The organism is Microbacterium sp. (assembly GCF_035556355.1).
In the GTDB taxonomy this organism is placed as follows: Bacteria; Actinomycetota; Actinomycetes; order Actinomycetales; family Microbacteriaceae; genus Microbacterium.
Map to the genome: position 1 here is coordinate 65,971 of NZ_DATMFG010000024.1, position 25,373 is coordinate 91,343.

At 71.2% G+C, this 25,373-nt stretch carries 24 protein-coding genes; 15 read left to right on the forward strand and 9 right to left on the reverse strand.

Features of this window, described 5'->3' with window-relative positions; translation table 11 throughout:
* Positions 1-6: 6 nt before the first annotated feature.
* The 5 genes from mtrB (at position 7) to VNR19_RS06715 (ending at position 6,248) form a co-directional block, all read left to right on the forward strand.
* Positions 7-1,758: an MtrAB system histidine kinase MtrB gene (gene mtrB, locus VNR19_RS06695; RefSeq protein ID WP_325725123.1), complete on the forward strand. Its 1,752-nt coding sequence runs from the start codon at positions 7-9 to the stop codon at positions 1,756-1,758.
* Complete coding sequence (locus tag VNR19_RS06700) at positions 1,758-3,464, forward strand: LpqB family beta-propeller domain-containing protein (RefSeq protein WP_325725125.1); 1,707 nt, start codon at positions 1,758-1,760, stop codon at positions 3,462-3,464. Before mtrB ends, VNR19_RS06700 begins: the two co-directional genes overlap by 1 nt.
* 115 nt (positions 3,465-3,579) lie before the next feature.
* Positions 3,580-4,248: a ComF family protein gene (locus VNR19_RS06705; protein WP_325725127.1), complete on the forward strand. Its 669-nt coding sequence runs from the start codon at positions 3,580-3,582 to the stop codon at positions 4,246-4,248.
* A 117-nt stretch (positions 4,249-4,365) separates the two neighbouring features.
* The gene (gene hpf / locus VNR19_RS06710; protein WP_325725129.1) at positions 4,366-5,019 is read left to right on the forward strand and encodes a ribosome hibernation-promoting factor, HPF/YfiA family; all 654 of its coding nucleotides are present in this window, start codon (positions 4,366-4,368) and stop codon (positions 5,017-5,019) included.
* A gap of 8 nt (positions 5,020-5,027) precedes the next feature.
* Positions 5,028-6,248: an MFS transporter gene (locus VNR19_RS06715; RefSeq protein WP_325725131.1), complete on the forward strand. Its 1,221-nt coding sequence runs from the start codon at positions 5,028-5,030 to the stop codon at positions 6,246-6,248.
* Between the two features lie 38 nt (positions 6,249-6,286).
* On the opposite strand, the gene VNR19_RS06720 is transcribed toward VNR19_RS06715, so the two are convergent.
* The 3 genes from VNR19_RS06720 to VNR19_RS06730 form a co-directional block, all read right to left on the reverse strand.
* On the reverse strand, positions 6,287-7,636 hold the full coding sequence (locus VNR19_RS06720) for a hypothetical protein (protein ID WP_325725133.1): 1,350 nt from the start codon (positions 7,634-7,636) through the stop codon (positions 6,287-6,289).
* A gap of 81 nt (positions 7,637-7,717) precedes the next feature.
* Positions 7,718-9,505, reverse strand: a complete 1,788-nt coding sequence (locus VNR19_RS06725) for a DEAD/DEAH box helicase (RefSeq protein ID WP_325725423.1) — start codon at positions 9,503-9,505, stop codon at positions 7,718-7,720.
* A 112-nt stretch (positions 9,506-9,617) separates the two neighbouring features.
* Positions 9,618-10,214, reverse strand: coding sequence for a PadR family transcriptional regulator (locus tag VNR19_RS06730; RefSeq protein WP_325725134.1), 597 nt, complete (start codon positions 10,212-10,214; stop codon positions 9,618-9,620).
* Positions 10,215-10,434: 220 nt separating this feature from the next.
* Between VNR19_RS06730 and secA the strand changes: the two genes are divergently transcribed.
* The 3 genes from secA to VNR19_RS06745 all read left to right on the forward strand — a co-directional run bounded on the left by secA (position 10,435) and on the right by VNR19_RS06745 (position 15,016).
* The gene (gene secA, locus VNR19_RS06735) at positions 10,435-13,266 is read left to right on the forward strand and encodes a preprotein translocase subunit SecA (RefSeq protein ID WP_325725136.1); all 2,832 of its coding nucleotides are present in this window, start codon (positions 10,435-10,437) and stop codon (positions 13,264-13,266) included.
* An 85-nt stretch (positions 13,267-13,351) separates the two neighbouring features.
* The gene (locus VNR19_RS06740) at positions 13,352-14,575 is read left to right on the forward strand and encodes a pyridoxal phosphate-dependent aminotransferase (protein ID WP_325725138.1); all 1,224 of its coding nucleotides are present in this window, start codon (positions 13,352-13,354) and stop codon (positions 14,573-14,575) included.
* Positions 14,576-14,668: 93 nt separating this feature from the next.
* Positions 14,669-15,016, forward strand: coding sequence for a hypothetical protein (locus VNR19_RS06745; RefSeq protein ID WP_325725140.1), 348 nt, complete (start codon positions 14,669-14,671; stop codon positions 15,014-15,016).
* A gap of 38 nt (positions 15,017-15,054) precedes the next feature.
* Here the strand turns inward: VNR19_RS06745 and VNR19_RS06750 are convergent, their stop codons facing one another.
* Complete coding sequence (locus VNR19_RS06750; protein ID WP_414684126.1) at positions 15,055-15,483, reverse strand: Rv3235 family protein; 429 nt, start codon at positions 15,481-15,483, stop codon at positions 15,055-15,057.
* Positions 15,484-15,635: 152 nt separating this feature from the next.
* On the opposite strand from VNR19_RS06750, the gene VNR19_RS06755 reads away from it, so the two are divergent.
* Entirely contained in the window at positions 15,636-16,241 is a 606-nt protein-coding gene (locus VNR19_RS06755; protein ID WP_325725144.1) for a hypothetical protein, read from the forward strand.
* Between the two features lie 37 nt (positions 16,242-16,278).
* Here the strand turns inward: VNR19_RS06755 and VNR19_RS06760 are convergent, their stop codons facing one another.
* Positions 16,279-16,557 (reverse strand): helix-turn-helix domain-containing protein, encoded by a 279-nt coding sequence (locus tag VNR19_RS06760; protein WP_325725146.1) that lies wholly within the window; start codon positions 16,555-16,557, stop codon positions 16,279-16,281.
* A 100-nt stretch (positions 16,558-16,657) separates the two neighbouring features.
* Here VNR19_RS06760 and VNR19_RS06765 point away from each other — a divergent pair, with 100 nt between their 5' ends.
* The 3 genes from VNR19_RS06765 (at position 16,658) to VNR19_RS06775 (ending at position 20,235) form a co-directional block, all read left to right on the forward strand.
* Complete coding sequence (locus tag VNR19_RS06765) at positions 16,658-17,284, forward strand: SAF domain-containing protein (RefSeq protein ID WP_325725148.1); 627 nt, start codon at positions 16,658-16,660, stop codon at positions 17,282-17,284.
* A complete protein-coding gene (locus VNR19_RS06770) occupies positions 17,281-18,672 on the forward strand; it encodes a CpaE/TadZ family protein (protein ID WP_325725150.1) in 1,392 nt (463 codons plus the stop codon). Before VNR19_RS06765 ends, VNR19_RS06770 begins: the two co-directional genes overlap by 4 nt.
* Positions 18,673-18,741: 69 nt before the next feature.
* Complete coding sequence (locus VNR19_RS06775) at positions 18,742-20,235, forward strand: sensor histidine kinase (protein WP_325725152.1); 1,494 nt, start codon at positions 18,742-18,744, stop codon at positions 20,233-20,235.
* Positions 20,236-20,356: 121 nt separating this feature from the next.
* Here the strand turns inward: VNR19_RS06775 and VNR19_RS06780 are convergent, their stop codons facing one another.
* The gene (locus VNR19_RS06780) at positions 20,357-20,605 is read right to left on the reverse strand and encodes a WhiB family transcriptional regulator (protein WP_039397845.1); all 249 of its coding nucleotides are present in this window, start codon (positions 20,603-20,605) and stop codon (positions 20,357-20,359) included.
* 249 nt (positions 20,606-20,854) lie between these two features.
* Between VNR19_RS06780 and VNR19_RS06785 the strand changes: the two genes are divergently transcribed.
* The gene (locus VNR19_RS06785; protein WP_325725154.1) at positions 20,855-21,253 is read left to right on the forward strand and encodes a histidine kinase; all 399 of its coding nucleotides are present in this window, start codon (positions 20,855-20,857) and stop codon (positions 21,251-21,253) included.
* 25 nt (positions 21,254-21,278) lie between these two features.
* On the opposite strand, the gene bcp is transcribed toward VNR19_RS06785, so the two are convergent.
* From bcp to aroA, 3 genes are read right to left on the reverse strand one after another with little or no spacing between them, the layout of a single operon-like run.
* Positions 21,279-21,749 carry a thioredoxin-dependent thiol peroxidase gene (bcp, locus tag VNR19_RS06790; RefSeq protein ID WP_325725156.1) on the reverse strand — a complete coding sequence of 157 codons (471 nt, stop codon included), beginning with the start codon at positions 21,747-21,749 and terminating at the stop codon, positions 21,279-21,281.
* 34 nt (positions 21,750-21,783) lie between these two features.
* A complete protein-coding gene (gene rsgA / locus VNR19_RS06795; RefSeq protein ID WP_325725158.1) occupies positions 21,784-22,827 on the reverse strand; it encodes a ribosome small subunit-dependent GTPase A in 1,044 nt (347 codons plus the stop codon).
* Between the two features lie 32 nt (positions 22,828-22,859).
* Complete coding sequence (aroA, locus tag VNR19_RS06800) at positions 22,860-24,248, reverse strand: 3-phosphoshikimate 1-carboxyvinyltransferase (RefSeq protein ID WP_325725161.1); 1,389 nt, start codon at positions 24,246-24,248, stop codon at positions 22,860-22,862.
* 51 nt (positions 24,249-24,299) lie between these two features.
* Here aroA and VNR19_RS06805 point away from each other — a divergent pair, with 51 nt between their 5' ends.
* Complete coding sequence (locus tag VNR19_RS06805) at positions 24,300-25,061, forward strand: sigma-70 family RNA polymerase sigma factor (protein WP_325725163.1); 762 nt, start codon at positions 24,300-24,302, stop codon at positions 25,059-25,061.
* Positions 25,058-25,303, forward strand: a complete 246-nt coding sequence (locus VNR19_RS06810; RefSeq protein WP_325725165.1) for a zf-HC2 domain-containing protein — start codon at positions 25,058-25,060, stop codon at positions 25,301-25,303. Before VNR19_RS06805 ends, VNR19_RS06810 begins: the two co-directional genes overlap by 4 nt.
* The last annotated feature ends 70 nt before the right edge of the window (positions 25,304-25,373 follow it).

Genomic DNA, 25,373 nt, shown 5'->3' on the forward strand with positions numbered 1-25,373 from the left:
GCGCTCATGGCCCGGGGCAGCGCCGAGGCACCGGGCGGAACGAAGACGCCCGCTGCTCGCACCGCCGCGAACCGCGTGCGCGACTGGCGCGCGTGGCCGGGCGAGATCGCGCTCCTGTGGCGGCGGTCGCTGCGATTCCGCACCGTCCTGATCACGCTCGCCCTGACGGCGCTCGCGATCCTCGTGGCGTGCGTGTGGATGGCGCTCGCGATCCAGAACGACCTCTTCGACTCGCGCGCACGCCAGGTGCAGGCCGATGCGCTGCGCGCGAGTGTCGAGGCCCAGGCGACGCTCGACTCCGCCGAGCCGCAGGGCAGCGAGGTGCAGCTGCAGAACCTCCTCCTCGCGGTGGGCGGCACGATCGCGCAGCAGTCCGAGACGGACCTGTTCACGATGAAGCGGTCCGACCAGACGCCGTCTTCGATCGCACCCCCCGACCTCGTGTCGGGCGGGTTCGAGTCCTATGTCACGGTGAGCGACGCGATGCGCGCGGCGGTGCAGGCGGATGCCTCGCGCCAGTGGTGGCAGTCGGTGAGCATCGACGTCGGCGACCGCTCGGTGCCGGGGATCGTCGTGGGCCAGCAGCTCCAGGTGCCCGAGCTCGGCGCGTACGAGCTGTATCTCGCGTACGACCTCGCCGCGGCGCAGCAGACCCTCGGCTTCGTGCAGCTCACGCTGTGGGTCGTCGGGGTGGGGCTGGTCCTGCTCATCGGCGCGATCGCGTGGTTCGTGCTGCGGTCGGTGACCACGCCCATCGGCGAGGCCGCCGACACGAGCGCGCGGCTCGCGGCCGGCGATCTCGGTGTGCGGCTCCCGGTGCGCGGTGAGGACGAGTTCGCGACGCTCGGCCGCTCGTTCAACGCGATGGCCGACAGCATCGAGTCGCAGATCAAGGAGCTCGCCGACCTGTCGCTCGTGCAGCAGCGCTTCGTGTCGGATGTGTCGCACGAGCTGCGCACGCCGCTGACCACGATCCGCCTCGCGGCCGACATGATCAACGACCGGCGCGACGAGTTCGACCCCGCGACCGCCCGCGCCGCCGAGCTGCTCAACGCGCAGGTGCAGCGCTTCGAGACGCTCCTGACCGACCTCCTCGAGATCAGCCGGTACGACGCGGGCTCCGTGCAGCTCGAGCTCGAGCCCACGAGCCTCGCGCATCTCGCCGAAGACGTCATCGCCTCGATGCACACGCTCGCCGAGCAGCACGGCAGCGACGTGCGGCTCGTCGCACCGGGCGGGTACTCGCCGGTCGAGCTCGACCCGCGCCGTGTGCGCCGCATCGTGCGCAACCTGCTCGGCAACGCGATCGAGCACGGCGAGGGGCGCCCGATCGTCGTGACGGTCGACAGCGACCAGCAGACGGTCGCGCTCGGCGTGCGGGACTTCGGCATCGGCATGCGCCCCGAGGACGTCGAGCACGTGTTCGACCGCTTCTGGCGCGCCGATCCCTCTCGCAGCCGCACGATCGGGGGCACCGGCCTCGGACTGTCGATCGCCCTCGGCGACGCCCGACTGCACGGCGGCGAGCTGGCCGTGTGGTCCGAGCCCGGTCGCGGCTCGAACTTCGTGCTCATGCTCCCGCGCTCGGGCGGACAGCTCACCGGGACGTCGCCGGTCCCGGTCGATCCGGGCGACGACGCCTCGGCGCCGCTCGACGACCTGGGCCTCACGCAGCCGCTCGATGTGCAGGCGCCGGATGCCGCGGCATCCGATCCCCGGTCCGACGCGGATGCCTCGACCACGGGAGGCCGCTCGTGATGCCCACCGGAACGCCGTGGACAGGTCGCGCGGTGCGGCGCGGCATCCGGTCCGTCATCGTCGCGATCGCCGCGGCGCTCACGCTCACCGCGTGCGGGTCGCTGCCCACCACCGGACAGGTGCAGCCGGGGCTTCCCGCGGGCGATGTCGCGACGGCGCCGGAGTTCGCGTTCATCCCGGCGGGTCCGCAGCCGGGCGCGACCCCCGAGGAGATCGTCGACGGGTTCATCCGCGCGGGCACGGGCGCCGCGGGCGGCTGGGAGCGTGCGCGCGAGTTCCTCGCGCCGTCGCTGCGCGACGAGTGGGACCCGACGGCGAGCGTCACGGTCGACATCGGCGAACGCGAGTTCACCTCGGCGTCCGAGGGGCAGGTGTCGGCGGCCCTCGTGCGGATTGCGACGGTCGACGAGAACGGTGCGTACTCGCTCGACGAGGGCACGACGACGGAGCTGCCGTTCCGTCTCGCGCAGCAGGACGACGGGGAGTGGCGCATCACCGAGGCGCCCGACGGCATCGTGCTGGCGCGCAACGTGTTCCCGAGCATCTTCCACGAGTACGCGGTCATGTACTTCGATCCGACGTGGACCTACCTCGTGCCGGATGTGCGCTGGTTCGCGACGAACGCCGCGACGCGCATCTCCCGCGCTCTCCTGGACGGCGCCCCCAGCCCGTGGCTCGCGGAGTCGGTCGTGACGGCCGTGCCCGACAGCGTGCACCTGGAGCCCGCCGCGGTGCCCGTGTCGTCCGGAGTCGCGAACGTGGGGCTCTCGTCCGAGGCGCTCGACCTCGACGCCGAGACCCTGAGCCGCATCCAGGCGCAGCTCGACGCGAGCCTGCAGACGGCGAACATCTCGCACGCGGACCTCTTCGTCGAGACGACTCCACTCGAGCCCGAGCCCGCGGTGACGCGCTCGACGAGCGTCGTCGCGCAGCCGCTCGTGCTCACCGACGACGGATTCGGGTTCCTCACGGGCGGCGAGATCGCGCCGATCCCCGGACTGTCGCAGCTCGTCGTCGAGACGCAGCCGGCCGCGGTGCAGGTCGCACCGGATCGCGACTTCGCCGCGGCGCGGCTCGCGAACGGCGCCGTCGCACGACTCGACGCGGACCAGGGCGTGCTCGTGACCGACACGCGGTCCGGGCTGGTCGACCCCAGCGCCGACCCGCTCGGATACGTGTGGAGCGTTCCGTCCGCCGCTCCCTCCGCGGTGCAGGTCTCCGGGGCCGACGGGGCGGTGCGACCGGTCGCCGACGCGTGGACCGGAGCGACCCAGCTGCATGCGATGTCGGTGTCTCGCGACGGCACGCGCATCGCGGCGGCGGTCAGCGCGGGCGGCAGCAATGAGGTGTGGGTCGCCGGCATCGTGCGTGACGCGCAGGGCCTGCCCGTGCGGCTCGGCGAGCACGAGCGCATCGCGACTCTCCCGGGCGAAGCGTCGTCCCTTTCGTGGCTCGACGACTCGACCGTGGGCGTGCTCGCCTCGGGCTCAGGCGGAGGCGTGTCGCTGTTCGAGGTGGTCGTCGGCGGGACGATGACGACGACGGATGCCCCGACCACCGCGTCCACGGTGTCCGGGGTCAACTCTCCGGCGGCCGTGCGCCTGCGCACCGACGACGGTCTCGTCTACGTGCGGCGCGGCTCGAGCTGGGCGCAGACGACCCAGGGCGTCCTCGTGCTCGCGACGCAGCAGGGCCGCCCGCGCTGATCGCGCGCGGACGCTGAGGGCGTCGTCTCCTCCCCGGCGCGGGCCGCGTCCCGCGCGATCCACCGGCCGCCGCTCTCGAACGTTCAGGGCCGCCGAGGGCGGCCACAGTGGGGGCATGACCCCTCCCGACTCCCTCGCCGACGTCCTCACCCGATCGCTCGCCGATGCGATCGCGCTGCTCTTCCCGGTGAGCTGCGCCGGATGCGACGAACCCGACGTCTCGCTGTGCGATGTGTGCCGCGGCGCGCTCGCGCCCGCGGTGGCGCGTGACCGTCTCGCATCGGGGCTCGAGGTGTGGAGTGGCCTGGCCTTCGAGGGAGTCGCGGCACGCGTCATCCGCGCCCTCAAGGAGGACGGCCGCACGGGCCTGGCCCGTCCCCTCGCGGTTCCGCTGCGCGCCGCCCTCGTCGAGGCGGCGTCGGCGGTCGGCGTCGTCGACGCGGTCGTCCCCGTGCCGACCTCGAGGGCCGCCTACCGCCGCCGCGGGTTCCGCGTGGTCGACCTCGTCGCCCGGCGGTCCGGTGTGCGCGCGGAGCGCCTGCTCGTGCCCGCGCGGAGCACCGCCGATCAGCGCGGGCTCGGGATCGACGCCCGACGCGCGAACGTCGGCGGAAGCATGCGCGCGCGCGACACGGACGCGCGCCGCGCGTTGGTCGTCGACGATGTGGTCACGACCGGTGCGACGCTCGACGAGGCCGCCCGCGCCCTGCGTGCGGCCGGCGTCGAGGTCGCGGGCGGCGTCTGCGTCGCCCGCACCCCGCGACACGCCCGGGCGACGTCATAAGCCGCGCGACGGGACTTTCCTCACGTGACACCCGGGCGGTGCCGGGATAGCGTGGGTGTCAACAAGGCGACTGACCGGTCCGCCCTTGGCCGGGGGACCGGAGCAAGGAGGTCAAGGATGGAAACCAGCATCGTCGGCGTGGGTGTCGGTATCACCGATCGTTTCCGCACCGTGGTCGAAGAGAAGGCCGTCCGCATCGAGCACCTCGCGCCGCGCGCACAGCGCCTCGACGTCAAGGTCACGCACCAGTCGTACAAGAACGGGCGCATGGAGGACGACACCGTCGAACTGACGGTCACGGGCAAGGGCCCCGTCGTGCGGGCCGAAGCGACCGACGGCGACAAGTTCGCCGCCCTCGACATGGCCGTCGACAAACTGTGCCAGCAGCTCCGTCGCGCGAAGGAGAAGCGGGTCGACGCCCGTCAGCACCCCCGCGGGGCGAAGTTCCAGAACGGCTCCCTCCAGGGCATCGACGTCCAGCCAGTGTCGGCCGACGTGCTCCACGCCGTCGCGACCGGCGAGATCCCGGTGATCACGGGAGAGGACGGCGAGGGCGAGTACACGCCGGTCGTCATCCGCACCAAGAACTTCGAGCCCGAGTGGCTCACCGTCGAAGAGGCCGTCGACCGCATGGAGCTCGTCGGGCATGACTTCTTCCTCTTCATCGACACGCGCACCGACCACCCGAGTGTCGTGTACCGCAGGAAGGGCTGGGACTACGGCGTGATCTCGCTCACCACGCAGGCCCCTCCCGAGCGCGCCGCCTCGTAGCGCCACCGGTGACGCTCACGCGCACCCGCTGGGTGCCCATCGGATTGCTCGTCGTGGTGGGGATCGCGGCGGGCATGCAGTTCGCGAAGGTCGCAGCCGTCTTCCTGCCGGTGGCTGCGGCCTTCGACGCCCCCGAGACCGTCGCGGCGCTGTTCGTCTCGGCGCCCGCGGTCGTCGGGATGGTGCTCGGGCTGACGGCGAGCGTGCTCGCCGCCCGCATCGGATTCCGCCGCGTCATCGTCGGCTGCCTCGCGATCGGCGCGATCCTGTCGCTCGTGCAGTCGTTCCTGCCGCCGCTTCCCGTCTTCCTCGGCGCTCGGGTGCTCGAAGGGATCGCCCACCTCGGGCTCGTCATCTCGTGCCCGGTGCTCATCATCCTGCTGAGCGCCCCGCGACACGTGTCGCTCGCGATGAGCCTGTGGGGCGCGTTCTTCGGGCTGGCGTTCGCGTTCGCGGGATGGCTCGCGCCGATCGTCGAGCAGGCGGGCGGCGTCGGTGCGGTGTTCCTCGGGCACGCGATCCTGCTCGCGGTGCTGCTCGCGGCGGTGCTGCTCGTGCTGCCGCACGTGCCGGGGGAGCAGCCGAACCGGGAGGCTCACCCCGAGGGCTTCTTCCGTGCGCACGTCGACGCGTACCGCTCGCCGCGGCAGTTCCTGCCGGGTGTCGTGTTCATCTTCCACACACTCATGTACGTGCCGCTCGTGACGTTCGTGCCGCTCTTCGCGGACGATGCGTCCATCGCGGGCGTGCTCCTGGTGTGGATGCCGCTCGTGAGCATCATCGGCACGATCGCCGCTGGCTTCGTGGGTCAGTACACGACGACGCCGCCCGTCGTGCTCATCGTCGGCTACGCGGGGGTCGCGGTGCTCGTCATCGCGACGTGGGCGCTGCTGGCGGTTGAGATACCGATCCTGCTCGTGCCGCTCGCCCTCATGTTCTTCTCGGGCCTCATCCAGGGCGCGGCGTTCGGGCTCATCCCGTCGCTGTCGACCGACCCGACGGTCACCTCACGCGCGAACGGCGTGCTGACGCAGCTCGGCAACCTCGGGTCGACGGTCGGCCCGCCCCTGTTCGCGTCGCTCATCGCCGGGACCGGCGCGGCGGGCTTCGCACCCGTCATGTGGCTCGTCGTCGCGCTGTGCGCCGGCGGCGGCATCATGAGCGCGATCGCGCTGCGGCTCACGGGCGCGCGACCGCTGCGGTCGGCTGTGCCCGACAAAGCCGGCTGACCGGATGCCGCGCGAGCGGCGCCGCCGCGGCATCCGTCTCAGTCGAAGATGCCGTCGAGGATGCTGCCGATCACAAGACCGCCGAGAATCCCGCCCATGAGGTCTCCGCCGCCGCGGCGACCGCCCCAGCCCTGCTGCGGGGCGCCCCACGGGGCCATGTCCTGCGGGCGGGCGGCGTCGATGTCGCGCTGCGCGAGCTGAAGGGCCTCGCCCGCGAGGAATGCGACGCGGCGGGCCATCGCCATGGCCTGCTCACGGTGGTCCTCGTCGATGGACGTCGCCGCGGCCGCCGACGTGCCGAGGTGGCGGTCGAGGTCGACGCGCACGCGCTCCGCTTCGGCGAGGCGCGTGCGGGCGTCGGCGCCGATCCAGCCGCGGTGCCCCGCGATGACGTCGCGCGCGACCGCGAGCTGGCGGTCGGCGTCGTCGATCGCGTGGTGCACGTGCTCGAGCGGGGGGATCGGTCGCGCCGCACGCTCGCGGGCGGCGGCGATCGCGGCGTCGAGCGCCGAGTTCGCCTCGCGAAGGCGCGACAGGTGGGTGAACGGGTCGGTGTTGACGCCGGCCGGGGGAAGCGCGGCGAGCGCCGCCTGCAGGTCGGCGATCGCCTTCGACACCGCGGGGGTGTGCGGCTCCTTGAGCGCGGCGGCGATGTCGCCCCGTGAGTCCTCGACGATCGCGGCGAGGGTCGCCTCGGCGCGCAGCGCCTCGATCTCGAACGTCTCCACCGCGTCCAGGAGCGTCGCCGCGCGGCGCACCGCTTCGGTCGAGGCCTCCAGCGCGAGGTTCGCCTGCTCGCGCTGCCCCGCTTCGCGGCGACGCTCGGCCACGCCCGCCGAGTGCTCCGCGAACGACAGCAGCTGCTCCGCCTCGGCGGGGTTCGCCTCGATCTGCTTCATGGCGTCGGCCGAGTAGCGGGCCGAGAGGCGCTCGATGGTCGCGCGGGCCTCGGGGAGCCGGGCGCGCAGGCGCGCGGCATCCGCCCTCACCCCCGCGATGATCTCGGGAGCGCGACGCGCCCGCTCGATCGGCTCCGCGAGCGCCGCCGTACGGTCGTCGAGCAGATCTTCGGCCCACTCGCACAGCTGCACGATGCGCGCGTTGCGCGTGCGCAGCTCTTCCGGGGTGTCGGGGATGTCGTCGTGGTTGAGCTGGTTGAGGTGGAACGCCTCCTGCATGTGCGTGCGCACCGCCTTGAGCGCCTCGCGCAGGTCGTTGGTGGGCCCCGGGCCGAGCTCGGCCTCGGCGAACGCGAGCTCGTCGGTGGTCAGGCGGATGCGCTCATCGGCGGAGACCAGCGCGCTGCGCGCGCGGCGGGCCAGATCGGCGTCCTGAGCCTCGAGCGCCGCCTTCTCTTCGCGCCTGCGTGCGCCCCAGAAACCCGCCATGTCTCGATCCTACGGGCCGAGCTTGAAGGCGGCTGGGCGGTCGGCGGCACTGTGCCGAGCATCCGAGACGGATGCTCGGCATCAGCCGTCGCGATCGGATCTGTGCCGCGGCTTGCGCTCCGATCGGTCGCCGTCGAAGCGCCGCGAGGGGCGGTGGTCCTTCGACCGCGGGCCGCGGTCGGACGGGCGGTCGAAACGCCGGCTCGGCCCGCCCGAGTCGAGCCGCAGCTGGATGAGCTGCCCCGAGATGCGTGTTCCCGACAGCCGGTCGAGCGTCTCGGGCGACAGGTCGGCGGGAAGCTCGACGAGCGAGAAGTCCGGGCGGATCTGGATCGCGCCGAAATCGTCGCGGCGCAGGCCCCCCTCGTTCGCGAGGGCGCCGACGATCTGCCGCGGCTCGACGCGCTGACGGCGCCCGACCGCGATGCGATACGTCGCGAAGCCCTCGCGCGGCTTGCGGGGCCCGCGGTCGGGGCGCTCGCCTCGGGCGCTCTCGCGCTCGCCGTCCCGCTCGAACCGGCTGCCGCGCTCGCGGCGTTCCGGGCGTGCGCGCGGCTCGGGGTCCGGCTCGAGCAGCAGGCGTTCCTCTCCCTGCGCGACGATCGCGAGGGCCGCGGCCACGTCGACTTCCGGCACGTCGTGGTGGCGCACGTAGTGGGCGATGATCTCGCGGAAGCCCTCGATGCGCTCCGTCTCGGCGAGCGCCGCCGAGATGCGGTCGTCGAACCGCGCGAGGCGTGTGACGTTGACCTCGTCGACGCTCGGCAGCGGCATCTCGGTCAGCTCTTGGCGCGTCGCGCGCTCGATCATGCGCACCAGCCCCCGCTCACGTGGCGTGACGAAGCTGATCGCGTCGCCGGTGCGGCCCGCGCGGCCCGTCCGGCCGATGCGGTGCACGTACGACTCGGCGTCCGTCGGGATGTCGTAGTTCACCACGTGCGAGATGCGGTCGACGTCGAGGCCGCGCGCTGCGACATCCGTCGCCACCAGGATGTCGAGCTTGCCGGACTTGAGCTGGTTCACCGTGCGCTCGCGCTGCGGCTGGGCGATGTCGCCGTTGATCGCGGCGGCCGAGTAGCCGCGGGCGCGGAGCTTCTCGGCGATCTCCTCCGTGACGTTCTTCGTACGGCCGAACACGATCATGCCGTCGAAGTTCTCGACCTCGAGGATGCGCGTCAGAGCGTCCATCTTCTGCTGCCACGGCACGACGAGATAGCGCTGCGTGATGTTCGCCGACGTCTTGGTCTTCGCCTTGACCGTGATCTCTTCGGGGTCGTTCAGGTACTGCTGCGACATGCGGCGGATCGTCGTGGGCATCGTCGCCGAGAAGAGGGCGACCTGCTTCGTCGCGGGAGTCTCGGCGAGGATCGTCTCGACGTCCTCGGCGAAGCCCATCTTGAGCATCTCATCGGCCTCGTCGAGCACGAGGTACTTGAGCTCCGACAGGTCGAGGGTGCCCTTGTCGAGGTGGTCGATGATGCGGCCCGGCGTGCCGACGACGATGTGCACGCCGCGCCGGAGCGCCGACAGCTGCACGCCGTAGCCCTGCCCGCCGTAGACCGGGAGGACGTGCACGCCCTTCAGATGCGACGCGTACTTCTCGAACGCCTCGCACACCTGCAGCGCGAGCTCACGGGTCGGGGCGAGCACGAGCGCCTGCGGGCTCTTCTGCGAGAGGTCGAGGCGGTCGATGATCGGCAGCGCGAACGCGGCGGTCTTGCCGGTTCCGGTCTGGGCGAGACCCACGACGTCGCGGCCGGCGAGCAGCGGAGGGATCGTCGCGGCCTGGATCGCGGAAGGGGTCTCATACCCCACATCGCGCAGCGCCTTGAGGACCGCATCGCCGAGAGCGAGGTCTGAGAACGTCATCGGCGCGGGCTCGGCGGGGGCCTCGGCGTCGATCTGGGTCTGGTCAGTGGACACAGTTCAGGCTAATGCGCGCCGCCTGGGAAGCGACAGGGCGCGTGCGGCGGGCACTCGATCAGCGGGCGGTGGATGCCGCGGGCCGCCCGCGCTTGGGACGGATCGTCGACAGCGCGAGCCCGACCGTGTGGTCGGGGTGCTCGGCGAGGCGCCGCTCGGCGTGATCGAGCCAGCGCAGCTCGGCCTCGGCCTGGAACGTCATCGCGTCGTGCACGAGCGACCACGCGATGCCCTCCGGGCCGTCGGCGTCGTCGCCCGGGTAGGTCGCCGCGCGGAGCGCGTCCAGGCGCGTGCGGGACGCGCGCCGCTGCGCGTCCAGGATCCCGCCGACGTCGACGCCCGGAAGGGTCGCGGCCACGGCGAGCTTGATCGCGAGCTCGTCGCGCGTGCCGGCGGGGCGCTCGACGGTGGAGTCCAGCCATTCCCGCACGGCGGCGGAGCCGGCATCCGTGATCTGCCAATAGACATGGCCGTGCTCGTCGGGTGCGCCCTTCTCGACGAGTCCGTCGCGCTCGAGCCGGTCGAGGGTGTTGTAGATCTGCCCCACGTTGAGCGGCCACGTCGAGCCCGTGCGCCGATCGAACTCGGCGCGCAGCTGGTAGCCGTAGCAGGGCCCCTGATCGAGGATGGCCAAGAGGCTCTGCCGCACCGACATGCGCTCTCCCGTCCGTCACGCGGGCACACCGCGTATGTGATTGCCGAGTATATGAATACCCGAGCAACACGGATGCCGCATCCCCGCCCTTCTCGCACTCCACACCCAGCGCACACCAAGGTCACGGGCGGATAACATAGGCAGGTATGCCCGCGGGGCGCCCGACGGCGTGCGCGCGGGAGCGGCGGCCGCCGCACAGCCCGACAGATGGAGACACTCCGTGGCCAACCCTCTCGAGAAACTGCTCCGCGCCGGTGAAGGACGCCTCCTCCGCCGGCTTCAGCAGGTCGTGAAGGCCGTCAACGCCCTCGAAGAGGACTACGCGCAGCTCACCGACGAGGAGCTGCGCGGCGAGACCGCGGAGCTTCGCGCGCGCTACGACGCCGGCGAATCGCTCGATCGCCTCATGCCCGAGGCCTTCGCCGCCGTCCGCGAGGCGGCCAAGCGCACGATCGGCCAGCGCCACTACGACGTCCAGATCATGGGCGGCGCGGCGCTGCACCTCGGCAACATCGCCGAGATGAAGACCGGTGAAGGAAAGACGCTCGTCGCGACCCTGCCCGCGTACCTCAACGCGATCGCCGGCAAGGGCGTGCACATCGTCACGGTCAACGACTTCCTCGCGTCGTACCAGTCCGACCTCATGGGCCGCATCTACCGCGCGCTCGGCATGACGACCGGCACGATCGTCGCCGGGCAGACGCCCGAGGTCCGCCGCGAGCAGTACAACGCCGACATCACGTACGGCACGAACAACGAGTTCGGCTTCGACTACCTGCGCGACAACATGGCCTGGCGCAAGGAGGACCTCGTCCAGCGCGGCCACTTCTTCGCGATCGTCGACGAGGTCGATTCGATCCTCATCGACGAGGCGCGCACACCGCTCATCATCTCCGGTCCGTCGTCGGGCGAGGCGAACCGCTGGTTCGTCGAGTTCGCGAAGATCGCGCGCACGCTCGAGCCGGGCGTCGACTACGAGGTCGACGAGAAGAAGCGCACCGTCGGCGTACTCGAGCCCGGCATCGAGAAGGTCGAGGACTACCTCGGCATCGACAACCTCTACGAGTCGGCCAACACGCCGCTCATCTCCTTCCTGAACAACTCGCTCAAGGCGCTCGCGCTCTTCAAACGCGACACCGACTACGTCGTCATGAACGACGAGGTCATGATCGTCGACGAGCACACCGGCCGCATCCTCGTGGGCCGCCGCTACAACGAGGGGGTCCACCAGGCGATCGAGGCCAAGGAGGGCGTGCCGGTCAAGGCCGAGAACCAGACGCTCGCGACCGTGACGCTGCAGAACTACTTCCGTCTGTACGAGAAGCTCTCCGGCATGACCGGCACCGCCGAGACCGAGGCGGCCGAGTTCATGTCGACGTACAAGCTCGGCGTCGTGCAGATCCCGACGAACAAGCCCATGATCCGCAAGGACATGCCCGACCTCGTCTACAAGAACGAGGAGGCCAAGTTCGCGCAGGTCGTCGAAGACATCGCCCGCCGTCACGAGACCGGCCAGCCCGTGCTCGTCGGCACGGTCAGCGTCGAGAAGAGCGAGTACCTCTCGCGCCTGCTCGCGAAGAAGGGCATCAAGCACGAGGTCCTCAACGCGAAGAACCACGCGCGTGAGGCCGAGATCGTCGCCCGCGCCGGTCGGCTGGGGGCGGTCACCGTCGCGACGAACATGGCCGGTCGCGGTACCGACATCATGCTCGGCGGAAACGCCGAGTTCCTCGCAGTCCAGGAGATGAAGGCGCGCGGCCTCGACCCCGTCGAGACGCCCGAGGAGTACGAGGCCGAGTGGGACGCCGTCTATGCGGACGTGCGGGAGAAGGTCGCCGCCGAGGCCGAGAAGGTCGTCCAGGTCGGCGGTCTGTACGTGCTCGGCACCGAACGCCACGAGTCCCGCCGCATCGACAACCAGCTGCGCGGTCGCTCCGGCCGTCAGGGCGACCCCGGCGAGAGCCGCTTCTACCTCTCGCTCACCGACGACCTCATGCGCCTGTTCCAGTCGGGCGCAGCCGAGGCGATCCTCGCCCGCACGAACTTCCCCGACGACGTCGCGATCGAGTCGGGCATGGTCACGCGCGCCATCAAGAGCGCGCAGGCGCAGGTCGAGGCGCGCAACGCCGAGATCCGCAAGAACGTCCTCAAGTACGACGACGTCCTCAACCGGCAGCGCGAGGCGATCTACTCCGACCGCCGTCACATCCTGCAGGGCGACGACATCGCCGACCGCGTCCAGCACTTCATCGAGGATGCGATCAACGCGATCATCGACGACCACACGGCATCCGGTCACAGCGAGAACTGGGACTTCGACGCCCTGTGGACCGAGTTGAAGACGCTGTACCCTGTCGGCGTCACGATCGACGAGGTCGTCGCCGAGGCCGCCGGCCGCAAGGGCGGCATCACCGCGGAGGGACTCAAGCGCGAGATCCTCTCCGACGCGAAGATCGCCTACCAGAAGCGCGAGGAGCAGCTCGGGTCCGCCGCGATGCGCGAGCTCGAGCGCCGCGTCGTGCTGCAGGTGCTCGACCGCCGCTGGCGCGACCACCTCTACGAGATGGACTACCTGAAGGACGGCATCGGCCTTCGTGCGATGGCCCAGCGCGACCCGCTCATCGAGTACCAGCGCGAGGGGTACCAGATGTTCCAGGCGATGATGGGCCAGATCAAGGAGGAGTCGGTCGGCTACCTCTACAACCTCGAGGTCGAGGTCCGTCGTGCCGGCGAGGACGAGCAGGCGACGCAGGTCGAGGCGAAGGGGCTCAGCGCGCCCACCGTCGACGGTCAGCGCCTGCAGTACACCGCCGCGAACGATGCGGGCGAGGTCGAGGTGCGCAACGAGCGCGGGCAGGTGCAGCAGGCGGCGACGCGTCTTCGTCGTGCGGCCGCCGCGGCCGCTCAGGCGCCCGCGCAGCAGCCGCAGGCTCCCGCCGCCGAGGCCCCGCGCGGCGCGTTCGGCCAGCGCACCGACGGCGCGGACCAGTCCGCCCCGCAGCAGGCACCGATGAACCGCGCGCAGCGCCGCGCGGCCGAGCGCAAGCGCTGAGCACAGACTCGACGGTGGCCCGGGGCGGACGCCCCGGGCCACCTGCCGTCGATTGGACCTCTGACCTCGCGGATATCCTGAGACGATGACCCTCCGTCCCCTCGACCAATCCAGCAAGCTCAAGGGTGTCCTCTACGAGATCCGCGGGCAGGCACTGGTGGAGGCCGACCGGCTCGAGTCCGAGGGCCACACGATCCTCAAGCTCAACACGGGCAACCCTGCGACATTCGGCTTCGAGGCACCCTTCCAGATCGTGCGCGACATGATCGAGGCGATGCCGCACGCCCACGGCTACAGCGACAGCCGCGGCATCATGTCCGCGCGACGCGCCGTCGTGTCGCGATACGAGCAGGTCCCCGGGTTCCCTCTGTTCGACCCCGACGACGTCTACCTCGGCAACGGCGTGTCCGAGCTCATCACGATGACGATGCAGGCGCTTCTCGACGAGGGCGACGAGGTGCTCATCCCGGCGCCGGACTATCCGCTGTGGACGGCGATGACGAGCCTCGCCGACGGAACGCCGGTGCACTACCTGTGCGACGGCCAGAACGGGTGGCAGCCCGACCTCGAAGACATCCGGTCGAAGATCACGCCGCGCACCAAGGCGATCGTGGTGATCAACCCGAACAACCCCACGGGTGCGGTGTACACGCGCGAGGTGCTGGAGGGCATCGTCGAGATCGCACGCGAGCACTCGCTGCTGCTGCTGTCCGACGAGATCTACGACCGCATCCTGTACGACGACGCCGAGCACATCCCGCTCGCGACGCTCGCGCCCGACCTGCTGTGCCTGACCTTCAACGGCCTGTCGAAGACGTACCGCGTGGCGGGCTACCGCTCCGGCTGGCTCGTCATCACCGGCCCGAAGAAGCACGCGGCCGGGTTCCTCGAGGGCATCCAGCTGCTCGCCTCCACGCGCCTGTGCCCGAATGTGCCGGCTCAGCACGCGGTGCAGGCCGCGCTGTCGGGCGTGCAGTCGATCGACGCGCTCATCGCGCCCTCCGGGCGCCTGCACGAGCAGCGCGACGCCGCGTGGCGCACGCTCGAATCCATCCCCGGAGTGTCGTGCCACCGCCCGGAGGGCGCCCTCTATGCGTTCCCGCGCCTCGATCCCGAGGTGTACGAGATCCGCGACGACGCGAAGCTCGTGTACGACTTCCTCGTTGCCGAGCACGTCCTGCTCGTGCAGGGCACGGGCTTCAATTGGCCGACGCCCGACCACCTGCGCATCGTGACGCTCCCCGAGGCGCGCGTGCTCACCGAGGCGATCGAGCGGCTGGGCAACTTCCTCGCTTCGTACAAGCAGTGATCATGCGGATGCCGCCCCCGCCGCGAGAACGACGGGCGGGGCATCCGTCAAGACCCTCGTGGGTCGCCACACGGGCGACGTAGCGTCGCGCGCATGGCCATCGAACTGAACCAACCCGCACTGAAGCACGCCCGCGCACTCATCCGCGAGGGCAAGGTCGTCAGGGACGAGCGGGACGACTGGTCGGAAGCCGCGCCCACCGCCGATGAGGAGAACGCCTTCATCGAGCGTGAGGGGTGGACCGAGTTCTCGCACTGGCACCTCGGCATCGACAAGTCCGAGAACCGCGAGACGAAACAGGCGTACTCGTTCCCGTTCGGCGACTTCCGAAAGGTGCATCGCTCGGGCGTCATCTCGGCCGAGAGCCGTGCCGGTCAGTACGACCACACCGAGATCCGCGACGCGCTCAAGAAGCTCCTCGAGCTGATCGACGAGGGCTGAGGCCCGTCGGGATCTCTGCCGCCGTACCGCGACGACCGTCAGAGCAGCGCGAGCGACGTCGCGCGCCAGCGCCGGTCGGTGCCCTCGAGCCGCATCGCCACGGCGCGGGTCCGCGCGGGCCCGGCGACGATCACGACGCCCTCGACGATGCCGTCGGCGGGGGAGGAGTGATGCACCGACAGGATCGCATGCACCGGTCGCGACGCAGGCACGCCGCGTGCGCTCCGTGCGCGGGCGGCGAGGTTCGAGCGCGTGACGAGCTTGCGGTACGCGTCTTCGCTCAGCCAGCGTGCGAGCTGGTCGACATCGCGAACGCCGGCGAAGACCTCGAGCACGCCGACCGTGAGGTTGCGCAGAAGCGGCCCCGGGTCGGGGAGTGCCGCAGTCGAAGTTCGCTGGGGGGCGAAGTGCCGGGTGATGTCAAACGGATCGTCTCTTGGATATGCGCGGGCGGCGCCCGCGGGCATCGTTGCCATGCGTGACCTATCTCGACGTGGGGGGATGTCGATCGGGAGGGGGTGTCCTCAGTAGAACACGAACGAACTCTCAGGAGAAATTCAGGTTCGGGACGCTGTGGATAACTGCGGGCGCCCGTCGCCGCGTGCCCTACGCTCGCGTGGTGCGCTGGGATCGCTTCTTCGACGACCTGGAGGCTCAGTTCGCCTCGGAGTGGGAGGCGGAGCGCGCGGCGCTCGACACCGAGGCCGAGCGTCTGCGCCTCTCGCGTGTGCCGCTTCACGACCGCCTCGCGGCCCTTCGGGGTCGCGAGCGCACAGCAGCCGCTCCGTCGTTCGAACTGACCGACGGCGGCGTCATCGCGGCCGAGGTCTCCAGCATCGGGGCCGACTGGGTGGCGCTCGATCCCGTCGACTCGCGCGCGGGGGCCGCGCTCGTGCCGCTCACGTCCATCGTGGCGATCGGCGCCGGCTACGCGGACATCCTGCGCAGCGCGCGTCCGGTCGAGGCCCGTTCATCGCTCACCGACCGGATGACGTTCGGCTTCGTCCTGCGCGATCTCGTGCGCCGCCGCGCCGGAGTGGCGGTGCACCTCACCGCCGGTCGCGCGCTCACCGGCACGATCGACCGCGCCGGGGCCGACCACCTCGACCTCGCTCTGCATGAACCGGGTGCGCCGAGACGCGCGTCCGACGTGATCGGCTACCGCTTGATCCCGTTCTCATCGATCGCGTGGGTGCGGCTCGATGGCCCGGCAGGCGTGATCTGACGGCGGTCGACCATCGGGAGAAGACGGGGCGGATGCCTCAGTCGGCGTTCCGGACGACGCCCGTGCCCCACAGTTCGGGGAAGCTCGCCTCGTTCGACTGGCGCCACAGGGCCGCGAGCCGCTCCTCCTCCGCGAGGTCGTCCAGGTACTCGTTCACGCTGCGCGCGAAGATGCGCATCTGCGCGGCGGATCCGATCCGGACTCCACGGATGCGGGCCGTCCGGACGAGGTCGACGACCTCGTCGACCGATATGCCGAGAAGCTCGGCGACCTGCGCGGGGGCGAGCAGCCGGGAGTCGGACGGGGTCGCGGACATGTCTCCGATTATCGTGGCCCCGCGGGGTATGCGGCATGTCGCATCCCGGTCTGTGGATAACCGAGAGGGGCACTCCGCGGCCTGGGTCACGATGGTTGGCATGACCGCGATCGACGCCTCCCGACCACGCCCGAAGCCGTTCTGGTCCGACGCCCGATTCCTCATCGGCGTGGTAGTGGTCGTCGCGTCGATCGCGGGCGTGTGGTTCGTCGTCTCGGCCTCGCGTCAGACGGTTCCGGTGCTCGCCGCAGCCCGCACGATCGTGGCGGGCCAGGCGGTCGCCGCCGGCGACGTCCGCACGGTCGATGTCGCGCTCGGTCGCACCGTCGACGTGTACCTGGCTCCCGACGCGCTCGCCGACGGCGTCATCGCGACCCGCACGATCGAGTCGGGCGAGCTCGTTCCACTCAGCGCCGTGGGCGACGCGTCGAGAGCCGACACGACGCACGTCGTGGTGCGCAGCGCCGTCGACGTGCCCGAGTCGGTGCGCACCGGATCGCTCGTCGAGGTCTGGGCCGCGCCTCTCGTCGAGCGCGGTCGCTACGAGACGCCGCGCATCCTGGTGGCCGACGCGTCGGTCGTGTCGGTCACGCGCGACGAGGGCGTCATCGGCGGGGCATCCGCCGCTCTCGAGCTCGTCGTGCCGCGCGCCGAGGTCGCCGGTCTCCTCGCGGCGATGTCCGACGACTCGGCGCTGTCGATCGTCCCCGCGGCGGCACCGCGATGAGGGTCCTCGTCGCGGTCGACGAGCCGTGGTCCGAGGGCCTCGTCGCGGGTCTCGAGCGCGAAGGCGTCGAGGTGGCGGCGGTGGTCGCGGCATCCGCCCTGTCGCTCGCCGCGGGCGACCCGGCCGCCTACGGCGCCGACACCGGGTCGGCCGCAACTCTCATCGAGGATGTCGACGTCGTGGTGCTTCAGGCATCGCGCGACACCCTCACCGCTGATGTCGTGAAGCTGTGCGACCGCCGGGGCGTGCGCATCGCGCCGCTGAGCGCCGCTCCGGGCGACGAGCGGATCGCGGGCCTGTTCGGCCTCCCGCCGGCGATGCCCGTCGACGTCGAGCCGTGGCGGCTCGCCGAGAGCCTCGAGACGCCGCGCCTCGCATCCGCGCGAGTCGAGCCGGCTCCGCGTCAGACGCAAGGCGAGTCGCACGGCGAGGTCGCCCTTCCGCCGGTCATCCCGCACTTCGACGCGTGGCCGCCCGAGCCCGAGTCCGCGCCCGGTGAGCGCCTGCTCGGTGCGGACGGGCCGCGAGTGGTCGTCGTGTGGGGTCCTGCAGGTTCTCCGGGGCGCACGACCATCGCGATCGATCTCGCCGTCGAGCTCGCGCGAGGCGGCCGGCACGTCGGACTCGTCGACGCGGATTCGCACGCGCCATCACTCGCGCTCGTTCTCGGCCTCGCCGACGAGGGTCCCGGGTTCGCCGCCGCATGCCGCCAGGCGGAGCTCGGTGGACTGGACGCACGCGAGCTCACACGCATCTCCACGCCGCTCGGGCGATCCGGCGTCGACGTGCTCACCGGCGTCAACAGACCGTCGCGCTGGCCCGAGCTGAGCGACGCGCGCGTCACCGCGGCGCTCGCGGCATGCCGTGACTGGGCGGAGCACACCGTCGTCGACGTCGCCTCGCCGCTCGAGCGCGACGAGGAGATCGTGAGCGACCTCGCGGGGCCGCGACGCAACGCCGCGACGCTCGCCGCCCTGCGCAGCGCCGACCTCGTGGTCGCCGTCGTCGGCGCCGACCCCGTCGGAGTCTCACGATTCCTGCGCGCCTACCCCGACCTGCGCTCGACGATCGGCGCGACGCCCGTCGCCGTCGTCGCGAACCGGCTCCGCGGAGGCGCGCTCGGAATCGACGCACGCGGTCAGACCCGCCGCACGCTCGACCGGTTCGCGGGGATCGAGGACGTGTGGTTCGTGCCGTCCGATCCGAAGGCGGCGGATGCCTCGCTGCTCGCCGCGCGGCCGATCGCCGAGGTCGCCCCGCGGTCGGCGTTCGCGCTCGCACTGCGGCGGTTCGTCGGAGAGGCGGTCGTCCCGCCGGCCGAGCGGGCGGCGCCGCGCACCCCGCGTCGTCGCCCGCGCCGGAAGCGGGAGGCACTGGTCGCGGGCTGAGCCCTCGTCGCGACGACGGCAGGAGAGCGGCGGAACGCGGCATCCGCCCGTCGCCTCTAGGCTGGACGGGTGTCGACGCTCAGCGATCTCGTATACGCCCAAGGCCTCTCGAGCGAAGCGGATGTCGAATGGCTGCACCGCCTCGCCGGGGACGGGCAGCTGCTCGCCGACCTCGCCTTCGCCGACATCGTGATCTGGGCGCCCACCGCCGACGACTCGTTCATCGCCGTCGCGCACACGCGCCCGAGCAGCGCCGCGACGCTCTTCTACCGCGACATCGTGGGTGACCGCGTTCGACCGCAGTGGCGCACGCAGGTGCGCGACGCGTTCACGACCGTGCGGATCGTCGATTCGGCCTCGCCCGACTGGTTCGAAGAGACCCCCACACGCGTGAGGGCGGTGCCGATCGTGCGCGATCACGCGCAGCAGGGGGAGGAGCCGCGCGTGATCGGCGTGCTCACGCGACACACGAACCTCGGCGAGACGCGCACGCCGTCGCGTCAGCAGATCACGTTCAACGACTGTGCCGACGACCTGTTCGGCATGATCGCGACGGGCGACTTCCCCGACCTGTCGGCGCCCACCGGGCCCCGTCGCGGCGCGCCGCGCGCGTCAGACGGGCTCATCCGGCTCGACGTCGACGGCATCACGACGTTCGCGAGCCCGAACGCGCTGTCGGCGTTCAACCGCCTCGGGTTCGACGACGAGCTCGAGGGCGAGTCCCTCGTCGAGGTCGTCACGCGGATCCTCCCCGAGAAGCGCCAGTTCGACGAGTCGCTGCCGGTCGTCGTGACCGGCCGTGCCCCGTGGCGCACCGACATCGAGGCGCGCGGCGTCACCGTCTCGCTGCGCACGATCCCGCTGCGCGACCACGGCACGCGCATCGGCGCGATCGTGCTCTGCCGCGATGTGACCGAGATGCGGCACCAGGAGCAGGAGCTCATCACGAAAGACGCGACGATCCGCGAGATCCACCACCGCGTCAAGAACAACCTGCAGACGGTCGCATCCCTGCTGCGCATCCAGGCGCGGCGCACGCACTCCGACGAGGCGCGCGAGGCGCTCACGCAGGCCATGCGCCGCGTGTCGGCGATCGCGGTCGTGCACGACACGCTGTCGGAGGGCCTCACGCAGAGCGTCGACTTCGACGACGTCTTCGCACGCGTGCTCAAGCTCGTGGCGGAGGTCGCCGCTGCCCCCAACACCCGCGCGAGGACCCGCTCGACGGGCAAGTTCGGCACGCTGCCGAGCGAATACGCGACTCCGCTCGCGCTCGCGCTCACCGAGCTCGTCACGAACGCGGTCGAACACGGCCTCGCGGGGCAGGAGGGCGACGTCGAGATCATCGCGGACCGCACCGACGAGCGTCTCGAGGTGCGCGTGCGCGACACCGGCGTCGGGCTGCCCGAGGGCCAGGTGGGTCGCGGGCTCGGCACGCAGATCGTCCGCACGCTCATCCAGGGCGAGCTCGGCGGCACGATCGACTGGCACACGCTCGTGGGCAGCGGCACCGAGGTGACGATCGAGATCCCGCTGCGCTACATCAAGCGCGCGACGAACTGAGCGAGACGGATGCGGCAGCCGCGGCATCCGGGATCATCGGCGTCGCCTCAGGAAGCTCGGCGCGCGGGCGGCGCGGCGGTGCCGGCTGTACCGGGTTGCGCCCGGTACAGGGATGGTCGCCTCAGGAAGCTCGGCGCGCGCGGGCGGCGCGGCGCTTGAGAGCGCGCCGCTCGTCCTCGGAGAGACCGCCCCACACGCCCGAGTCCTGTCCGGTCTCGAGGGCGTACTGCAGGCAGATCTCGGTCACGGTGCAACGGGCGCAGACGGCCTTGGCCTTCTCGATCTGGTCGACCGCGGGGCCGGTGTTGCCCACAGGGAAGAAGAGTTCGGGGTCGACGGTGAGGCAGGCGGCTTTGTCGCGCCAATCCATGGTTGTGCTCCTTGATGCGGAATGATGATCAGAACAGAGCCCGGATTCGGGTTCCGATACCCTGTGGGAGTGCGAGCGATACTCGCCCCACAACGCTGTGGGAGCACACTGCTTAAGCAATCGTCCCATAGCGATTCACCTGAATCAAGGGTTCAGAGGCCGAACCTGTGAGGCATTGCTGAGAGTTCTCTCCAGGCTATGGAGAAACCCCACAACAACGTCTGACCACACGAACGGAGACCCTGGACCATGGGCACAAACACCCCCGCGCGCATCGCCGCCGTCCTCGTCGGTCTCGAGGGACTGGCGCTCGCGGCGCTCGCGGTGTGGCAGGTCGTGGCGATGGCGCAGGGCGACACCGGGTCCATCGAGAGCGCGATCGCGCTGCTGGTGCTCACCGTCGTCGGGGCCGCGGCGCTGCTCGCGTTCGCGGTCGCGGTGTGGCGCGCTCGCTCATGGGGGCGCTCGGGCGGCATCGTCGCACAGGTGCTCATCCTCGCGGTCGCGCTCGGCGCGGCCACCGGGGACTACGCCCACCCGCTCATCGCGCTCGCGATCGCTGTGCCGGCGATCGTCGCGCTCGTGCTGCTGATCCTCGCGGCGCGCGCTGCCGGACGCGCGAAGACCGAGGCATCCGACGCTTCCTGATCGCCGACGCGAGGCCGGCGCGCGATCACACGCCCAACAGCGTGCGCACCCGGGCAACGTGACCGGTGGCCCGCACGTTGTACAGCGCGTGCTCGATGCGCCCGTCCGGATCGATGACGAACGTCGAGCGGATGACGCCCTCGATCTTCTTGCCGTAGTTCACCTTCTCGCCCCACGCGCCGTAGGCCTCGTGCACGGTGTGGTCGGGGTCGCTCAGCAGGTCGTACGTGAGGCCGTCGCGCTCGCGGAACCGCCGCAGCTTCTCGGTGTCGTCGCGCGAGATGCCGAGCACCGTGTACCCAGCGGCCTGCAGGGGCGCAAGGCTGTCGCGGAAGTCGCACGCCTCCTTCGTGCACCCGGGCGTCATCGCGGCGGGGTAGAAGAAGAGGATGACGCGGCCGCCGCGGAGGTCCGCCAAGGAGACCGGGCGCTCGTCCTGGTCGATGAGCGTGAAGTCGGGTGCGGGGGAGCCGGGTTCGAGGCGTGCGGAGGTCATCCATCCAGCGTACGGCGGGTGCGCCGCGCCCCGATCACCGGTCGGCGAAGGTCGCGAGCAGGCGCTGCAGCGAGTCGAGGCGGGCCGCGCCTCTCGGTCCGAGTCTTCCCTCGGCGACGGCCTCGACGATCGCGCAGTCGGGGGCGTCCGGCAGGTGCGTGCACCCGCGCGGGCAGTCCTCGGCGATCTCGGCGAGGTCGGTGAACGCGGCGAGGATGTTCGCGGGGTCGACGTGCCCGAGTCCGAACGAGCGCACGCCGGGGGTGTCGATGACCCACCCGGTGCCGCCCTCGCCGCGATAGCGCAGCGACACGGTCGAGCTCGAGGTGTGCCGCCCGCGGCCGGTCACCTCGTTGACGTCGCCGGTCGCGCGGCCCGCGGTCGGCACGAGTGCGTTGACGAGGGTCGACTTGCCGACGCCGGAGTGCCCGACGAACACGGTCGAGTGACCGACGAGCGCCTGGCCGATGCGCTCGAGCGGCATGTCGTCCTGCCGGCTCGTGAACACCTCGAGGTCGACGCCGTCGAAGTGCGCGAGGAACTCGGACGGGTCGGCGAGATCCGTCTTCGTCACGACGAGGAGCGGACGGATGCCGGCGTCCAGCGCCGCCACGAGGTACCGGTCGACGAGCCGGGGACGCGGCTCGGGATCGGCCGCCGCGACGACGATGAGCATCTGGTCGGCGTTCGCGACGATGACACGCTCGACCTGGTCGGTGTCGTCGGCGGAGCGGCGCAGCAGCGACGTGCGCTCCTCGATCCCGACGATGCGTGCGAGCGTGCCTTCGTCGCCCGATGTGTCGCCCACGACGCGGGCGCGGTCGCCCGTGACGATCGGCGTCTTGCGCAGCTCGCGAGCGCGCACCGCCGAGACGGGGCGCTCGGTGGGGAGGTTCTCGTCGACGAGCACCGTGTACCGGCCTCGGTCGACGCCCAGGACGCGCGCGATCGTGGCATCCGTGTGCTTCGGGCGACGCTTCGTGCGGGGGCGGTTGGCTTTCGGGTTGGGCCGAACCCGCACGTCTTCCTCGTCGAACTCGGGCTCGTCGTCTTCGTCGTCCGGTTCGAGCCAGCTCATCGCGCGGCGCTCCTCACCCTCTGTCTTTCACTTCACGAAGCGAGGTCCTGCACACTGTGCGGGCGGGTCGTGGTCGTCGCATCCGTGTCGTCGCCTTCGAGCATCCGCGCCCACAGCTGCACGAACTGCGGCATGGTCTTCGCGGTGGTGCCGATGTCGTCGACCTCCACTCCGGGCACCGCGAGGCCGATGAGCGCGCCGGTGGTGGCCATGCGGTGGTCGTGATGGGCGCGCCACGTGCCGCCGTGCAGCGGCTGGGGAACGATCCGGATGCCGTCTTCGAGTTCGTGCGCCTCGCCGCCGAGGCGGCGCAGCTCGCCGATGAGCGCGGCGATGCGGTCGGTCTCGTGACCGCGGATGTGCCCGATGCCGTGGAGGGTCGTCGGCCCGTCGGCGAACGCGGCGAGCGCGAAGATCGTCGGGGTCAGCTCACCCGCGGCCGAGAGGTCGAGGTCGATGCCGGTGATGGCAGGGCCGGCGGTCACGGTGAGGGCGCCGCCCCGGCGGACGACGCGCGCGCCCATGAGCGACAGGATGTCGCCGAGCATGGCGCCCGGCTGCGTCGAGTGGGCGGGCCAGCCCTTCACCGATACGGAGCCGCCCGCGATCATCGCGGCGGCGAGGAACGGCGCCGCGTTGGAGAGGTCGGGCTCGATCGCGAGCTCCTTGCCGCGCAGCGAGCCCGCGGGGACGATCCATTCACCGGGGGCGGGGCGCTCGACGTGCACGCCGCGGCGCCCGAGTGCTTCGACCGTCATGTCGATGTGCGGAATGCTCGGCAGCCGCTCACCGGAGTGCACGAGGTGGAGGCCGACGTCGAAGCGCGGAGCCGCCAGCAGAAGTCCCGACACGAACTGGCTCGAGGTGCTCGCATCGATCGTCACCTCGCCGCCGCGCACGTGGCCGTGCCCGCGCACGACGAAGGGGAGGGCCCAGCGCCCGCCGTCGTCGATGTCGACGCCCACGTCGCGCAGCGCCTTGATCATCTGCCCCATGGGGCGGTGCAACGCGCTCTCGTGCGCCGTGATCGTGACGTCGCCCTGCGCGAAACCCGCGAGCGCCGTGACGAACCGCATGACCGTGCCGGCCTGCCCGCAGTCGACCGTGCCGCCGCCGTCGAGCGGCCACATCGGCGTCACGATGAGGTCGTCGCCGAACTCGCCCTCGCCCGGCTCGGGCTCGATCGAGACCCCGAGCGCGCGCAGCGCCTCGATCATGCGCGCCGAATCGTCGGAGTGCAGCGGAGAGGCGAGCCGGCTGGGCGACTCGGCCAGCGCGGCGAGGATCAGCTCACGATTCGTGAGGGACTTGGAGGCGGGGACGGTGAGTGTCGCGTGGAGCGGCTCGACGGCCACCGGTGCGCTCCAGGCCTTGACCGGAGCACCCGGCTTCGTGCGGGGGGAATACCCGTCGGCAGTCATCGGGTTCTACCCTAACGAACCCCTCACCCGAACCAGCGGAGCGGACACACGATGATTGCCACCCTCGAGCGGCCGTCGACCCTGTCGACGCGCATCTCGTCGTCCGCCCAGGCGCCGGCGCTAGGCTGGCCGGTGATGACCGATCCGTCGCACGCCCTCCCGCCGCGCACCGCCGACGCACCCGACTCCGACGCCACGAGCGACGGGCCGGTCGACGTGCGAGCCCAGTTCGAGGAGCAGGCGCTCCCATTCATGGACCAGCTGTACGCGGCCGCGATGCGCATGACGCGCAATCCGTCCGACGCCGCCGACCTCGTGCAGGAGACGTTCGTGAAGGCGTTCTCGTCGTGGGCGACGTTCACGCAGGGCACGAACCTCAAGGCGTGGCTCTACCGCATCCTGACGAACACGTACATCAACACGTACCGCAAGAAGCAGCGCGAGCCGTACCAGGGGACGATCGACGATCTCGAGGACTGGCAGCTCGGCGGAGCCGAGTCCACGACGGCGACGCGCACGCGCTCGGCCGAGGCTGAGGCGATCGACCGCATGCCCGCCTCGATCGTGAAGGAAGCGCTGCAGTCGATCCCCGAGGATTTCCGGCTCGCGGTGTATCTTGCCGACGTCGAGGGATTCTCGTATCAAGAGATCGCAGACATCATGAAGACCCCGATCGGCACGGTCATGAGCCGCCTTCATCGTGGAAGGCGGCTGCTGCGTGACCTGCTCGCCGATTACGCGAAAGAACGCGGCATCGCCGCGGACACCGAGAACAGCGGTCGCAAGGCGACCGCCGCGAGGAGCAAGAGATGACCGACTGCGGCTGTGAGAAGGCGCGGCGCGACCTCGAGGAGTACCTGCGGAACGAGGTGTGCTCGACCGAACGCGCCGACATCGCCGAGCACCTCGCCCATTGCGAGGGCTGCGCCGACGAGGCGCACGTCGCGCGCACACTGACCGAGGCCGTCGCCCGGGCGTGCCGTGAGAAGGCCCCCGAAGAGCTTCGGGTGATGGTCGTCGAGAAGCTCCGCGCCGCCGGGCTCGCATCCGCCTGAGCGCATCTCCACGGCGCTGCTCCGCGGTCGCCCGGATCGAGGTCCTCGACCTCGCCCGCGACCATCGGCG

Bases quoted from the DNA above. Each gene is read 5' to 3' on its own strand.
- mtrB (WP_325725123.1), top strand. From the start codon at position 7: ATGGCCCGGGGCAGCGCCGAGGCACCGGGCGGAACGAAGACGCCCGCT.
- VNR19_RS06700 (WP_325725125.1), top strand. From the start codon at position 1,758: ATGCCCACCGGAACGCCGTGGACAGGTCGCGCGGTGCGGCGCGGCATC.
- VNR19_RS06705 (WP_325725127.1), top strand. From the start codon at position 3,580: ATGACCCCTCCCGACTCCCTCGCCGACGTCCTCACCCGATCGCTCGCC.
- hpf (WP_325725129.1), top strand. From the start codon at position 4,366: ATGGAAACCAGCATCGTCGGCGTGGGTGTCGGTATCACCGATCGTTTC.
- VNR19_RS06720 (WP_325725133.1), bottom strand. From the start codon at position 7,636: ATGGCGGGTTTCTGGGGCGCACGCAGGCGCGAAGAGAAGGCGGCGCTC.
- VNR19_RS06725 (WP_325725423.1), bottom strand. From the start codon at position 9,505: ATGACGTTCTCAGACCTCGCTCTCGGCGATGCGGTCCTCAAGGCGCTG.
- VNR19_RS06730 (WP_325725134.1), bottom strand. From the start codon at position 10,214: ATGTCGGTGCGGCAGAGCCTCTTGGCCATCCTCGATCAGGGGCCCTGC.
- VNR19_RS06740 (WP_325725138.1), top strand. From the start codon at position 13,352: ATGACCCTCCGTCCCCTCGACCAATCCAGCAAGCTCAAGGGTGTCCTC.
- VNR19_RS06745 (WP_325725140.1), top strand. From the start codon at position 14,669: ATGGCCATCGAACTGAACCAACCCGCACTGAAGCACGCCCGCGCACTC.
- VNR19_RS06750 (WP_414684126.1), bottom strand. From the start codon at position 15,483: ATGCCCGCGGGCGCCGCCCGCGCATATCCAAGAGACGATCCGTTTGAC.
- VNR19_RS06760 (WP_325725146.1), bottom strand. From the start codon at position 16,557: ATGTCCGCGACCCCGTCCGACTCCCGGCTGCTCGCCCCCGCGCAGGTC.
- VNR19_RS06765 (WP_325725148.1), top strand. From the start codon at position 16,658: ATGACCGCGATCGACGCCTCCCGACCACGCCCGAAGCCGTTCTGGTCC.
- VNR19_RS06770 (WP_325725150.1), top strand. From the start codon at position 17,281: ATGAGGGTCCTCGTCGCGGTCGACGAGCCGTGGTCCGAGGGCCTCGTC.
- VNR19_RS06780 (WP_039397845.1), bottom strand. From the start codon at position 20,605: ATGGATTGGCGCGACAAAGCCGCCTGCCTCACCGTCGACCCCGAACTC.
- VNR19_RS06785 (WP_325725154.1), top strand. From the start codon at position 20,855: ATGGGCACAAACACCCCCGCGCGCATCGCCGCCGTCCTCGTCGGTCTC.
- bcp (WP_325725156.1), bottom strand. From the start codon at position 21,749: ATGACCTCCGCACGCCTCGAACCCGGCTCCCCCGCACCCGACTTCACG.
- rsgA (WP_325725158.1), bottom strand. From the start codon at position 22,827: ATGAGCTGGCTCGAACCGGACGACGAAGACGACGAGCCCGAGTTCGAC.
- aroA (WP_325725161.1), bottom strand. From the start codon at position 24,248: ATGACTGCCGACGGGTATTCCCCCCGCACGAAGCCGGGTGCTCCGGTC.
- VNR19_RS06805 (WP_325725163.1), top strand. From the start codon at position 24,300: ATGATTGCCACCCTCGAGCGGCCGTCGACCCTGTCGACGCGCATCTCG.
- VNR19_RS06810 (WP_325725165.1), top strand. From the start codon at position 25,058: ATGACCGACTGCGGCTGTGAGAAGGCGCGGCGCGACCTCGAGGAGTAC.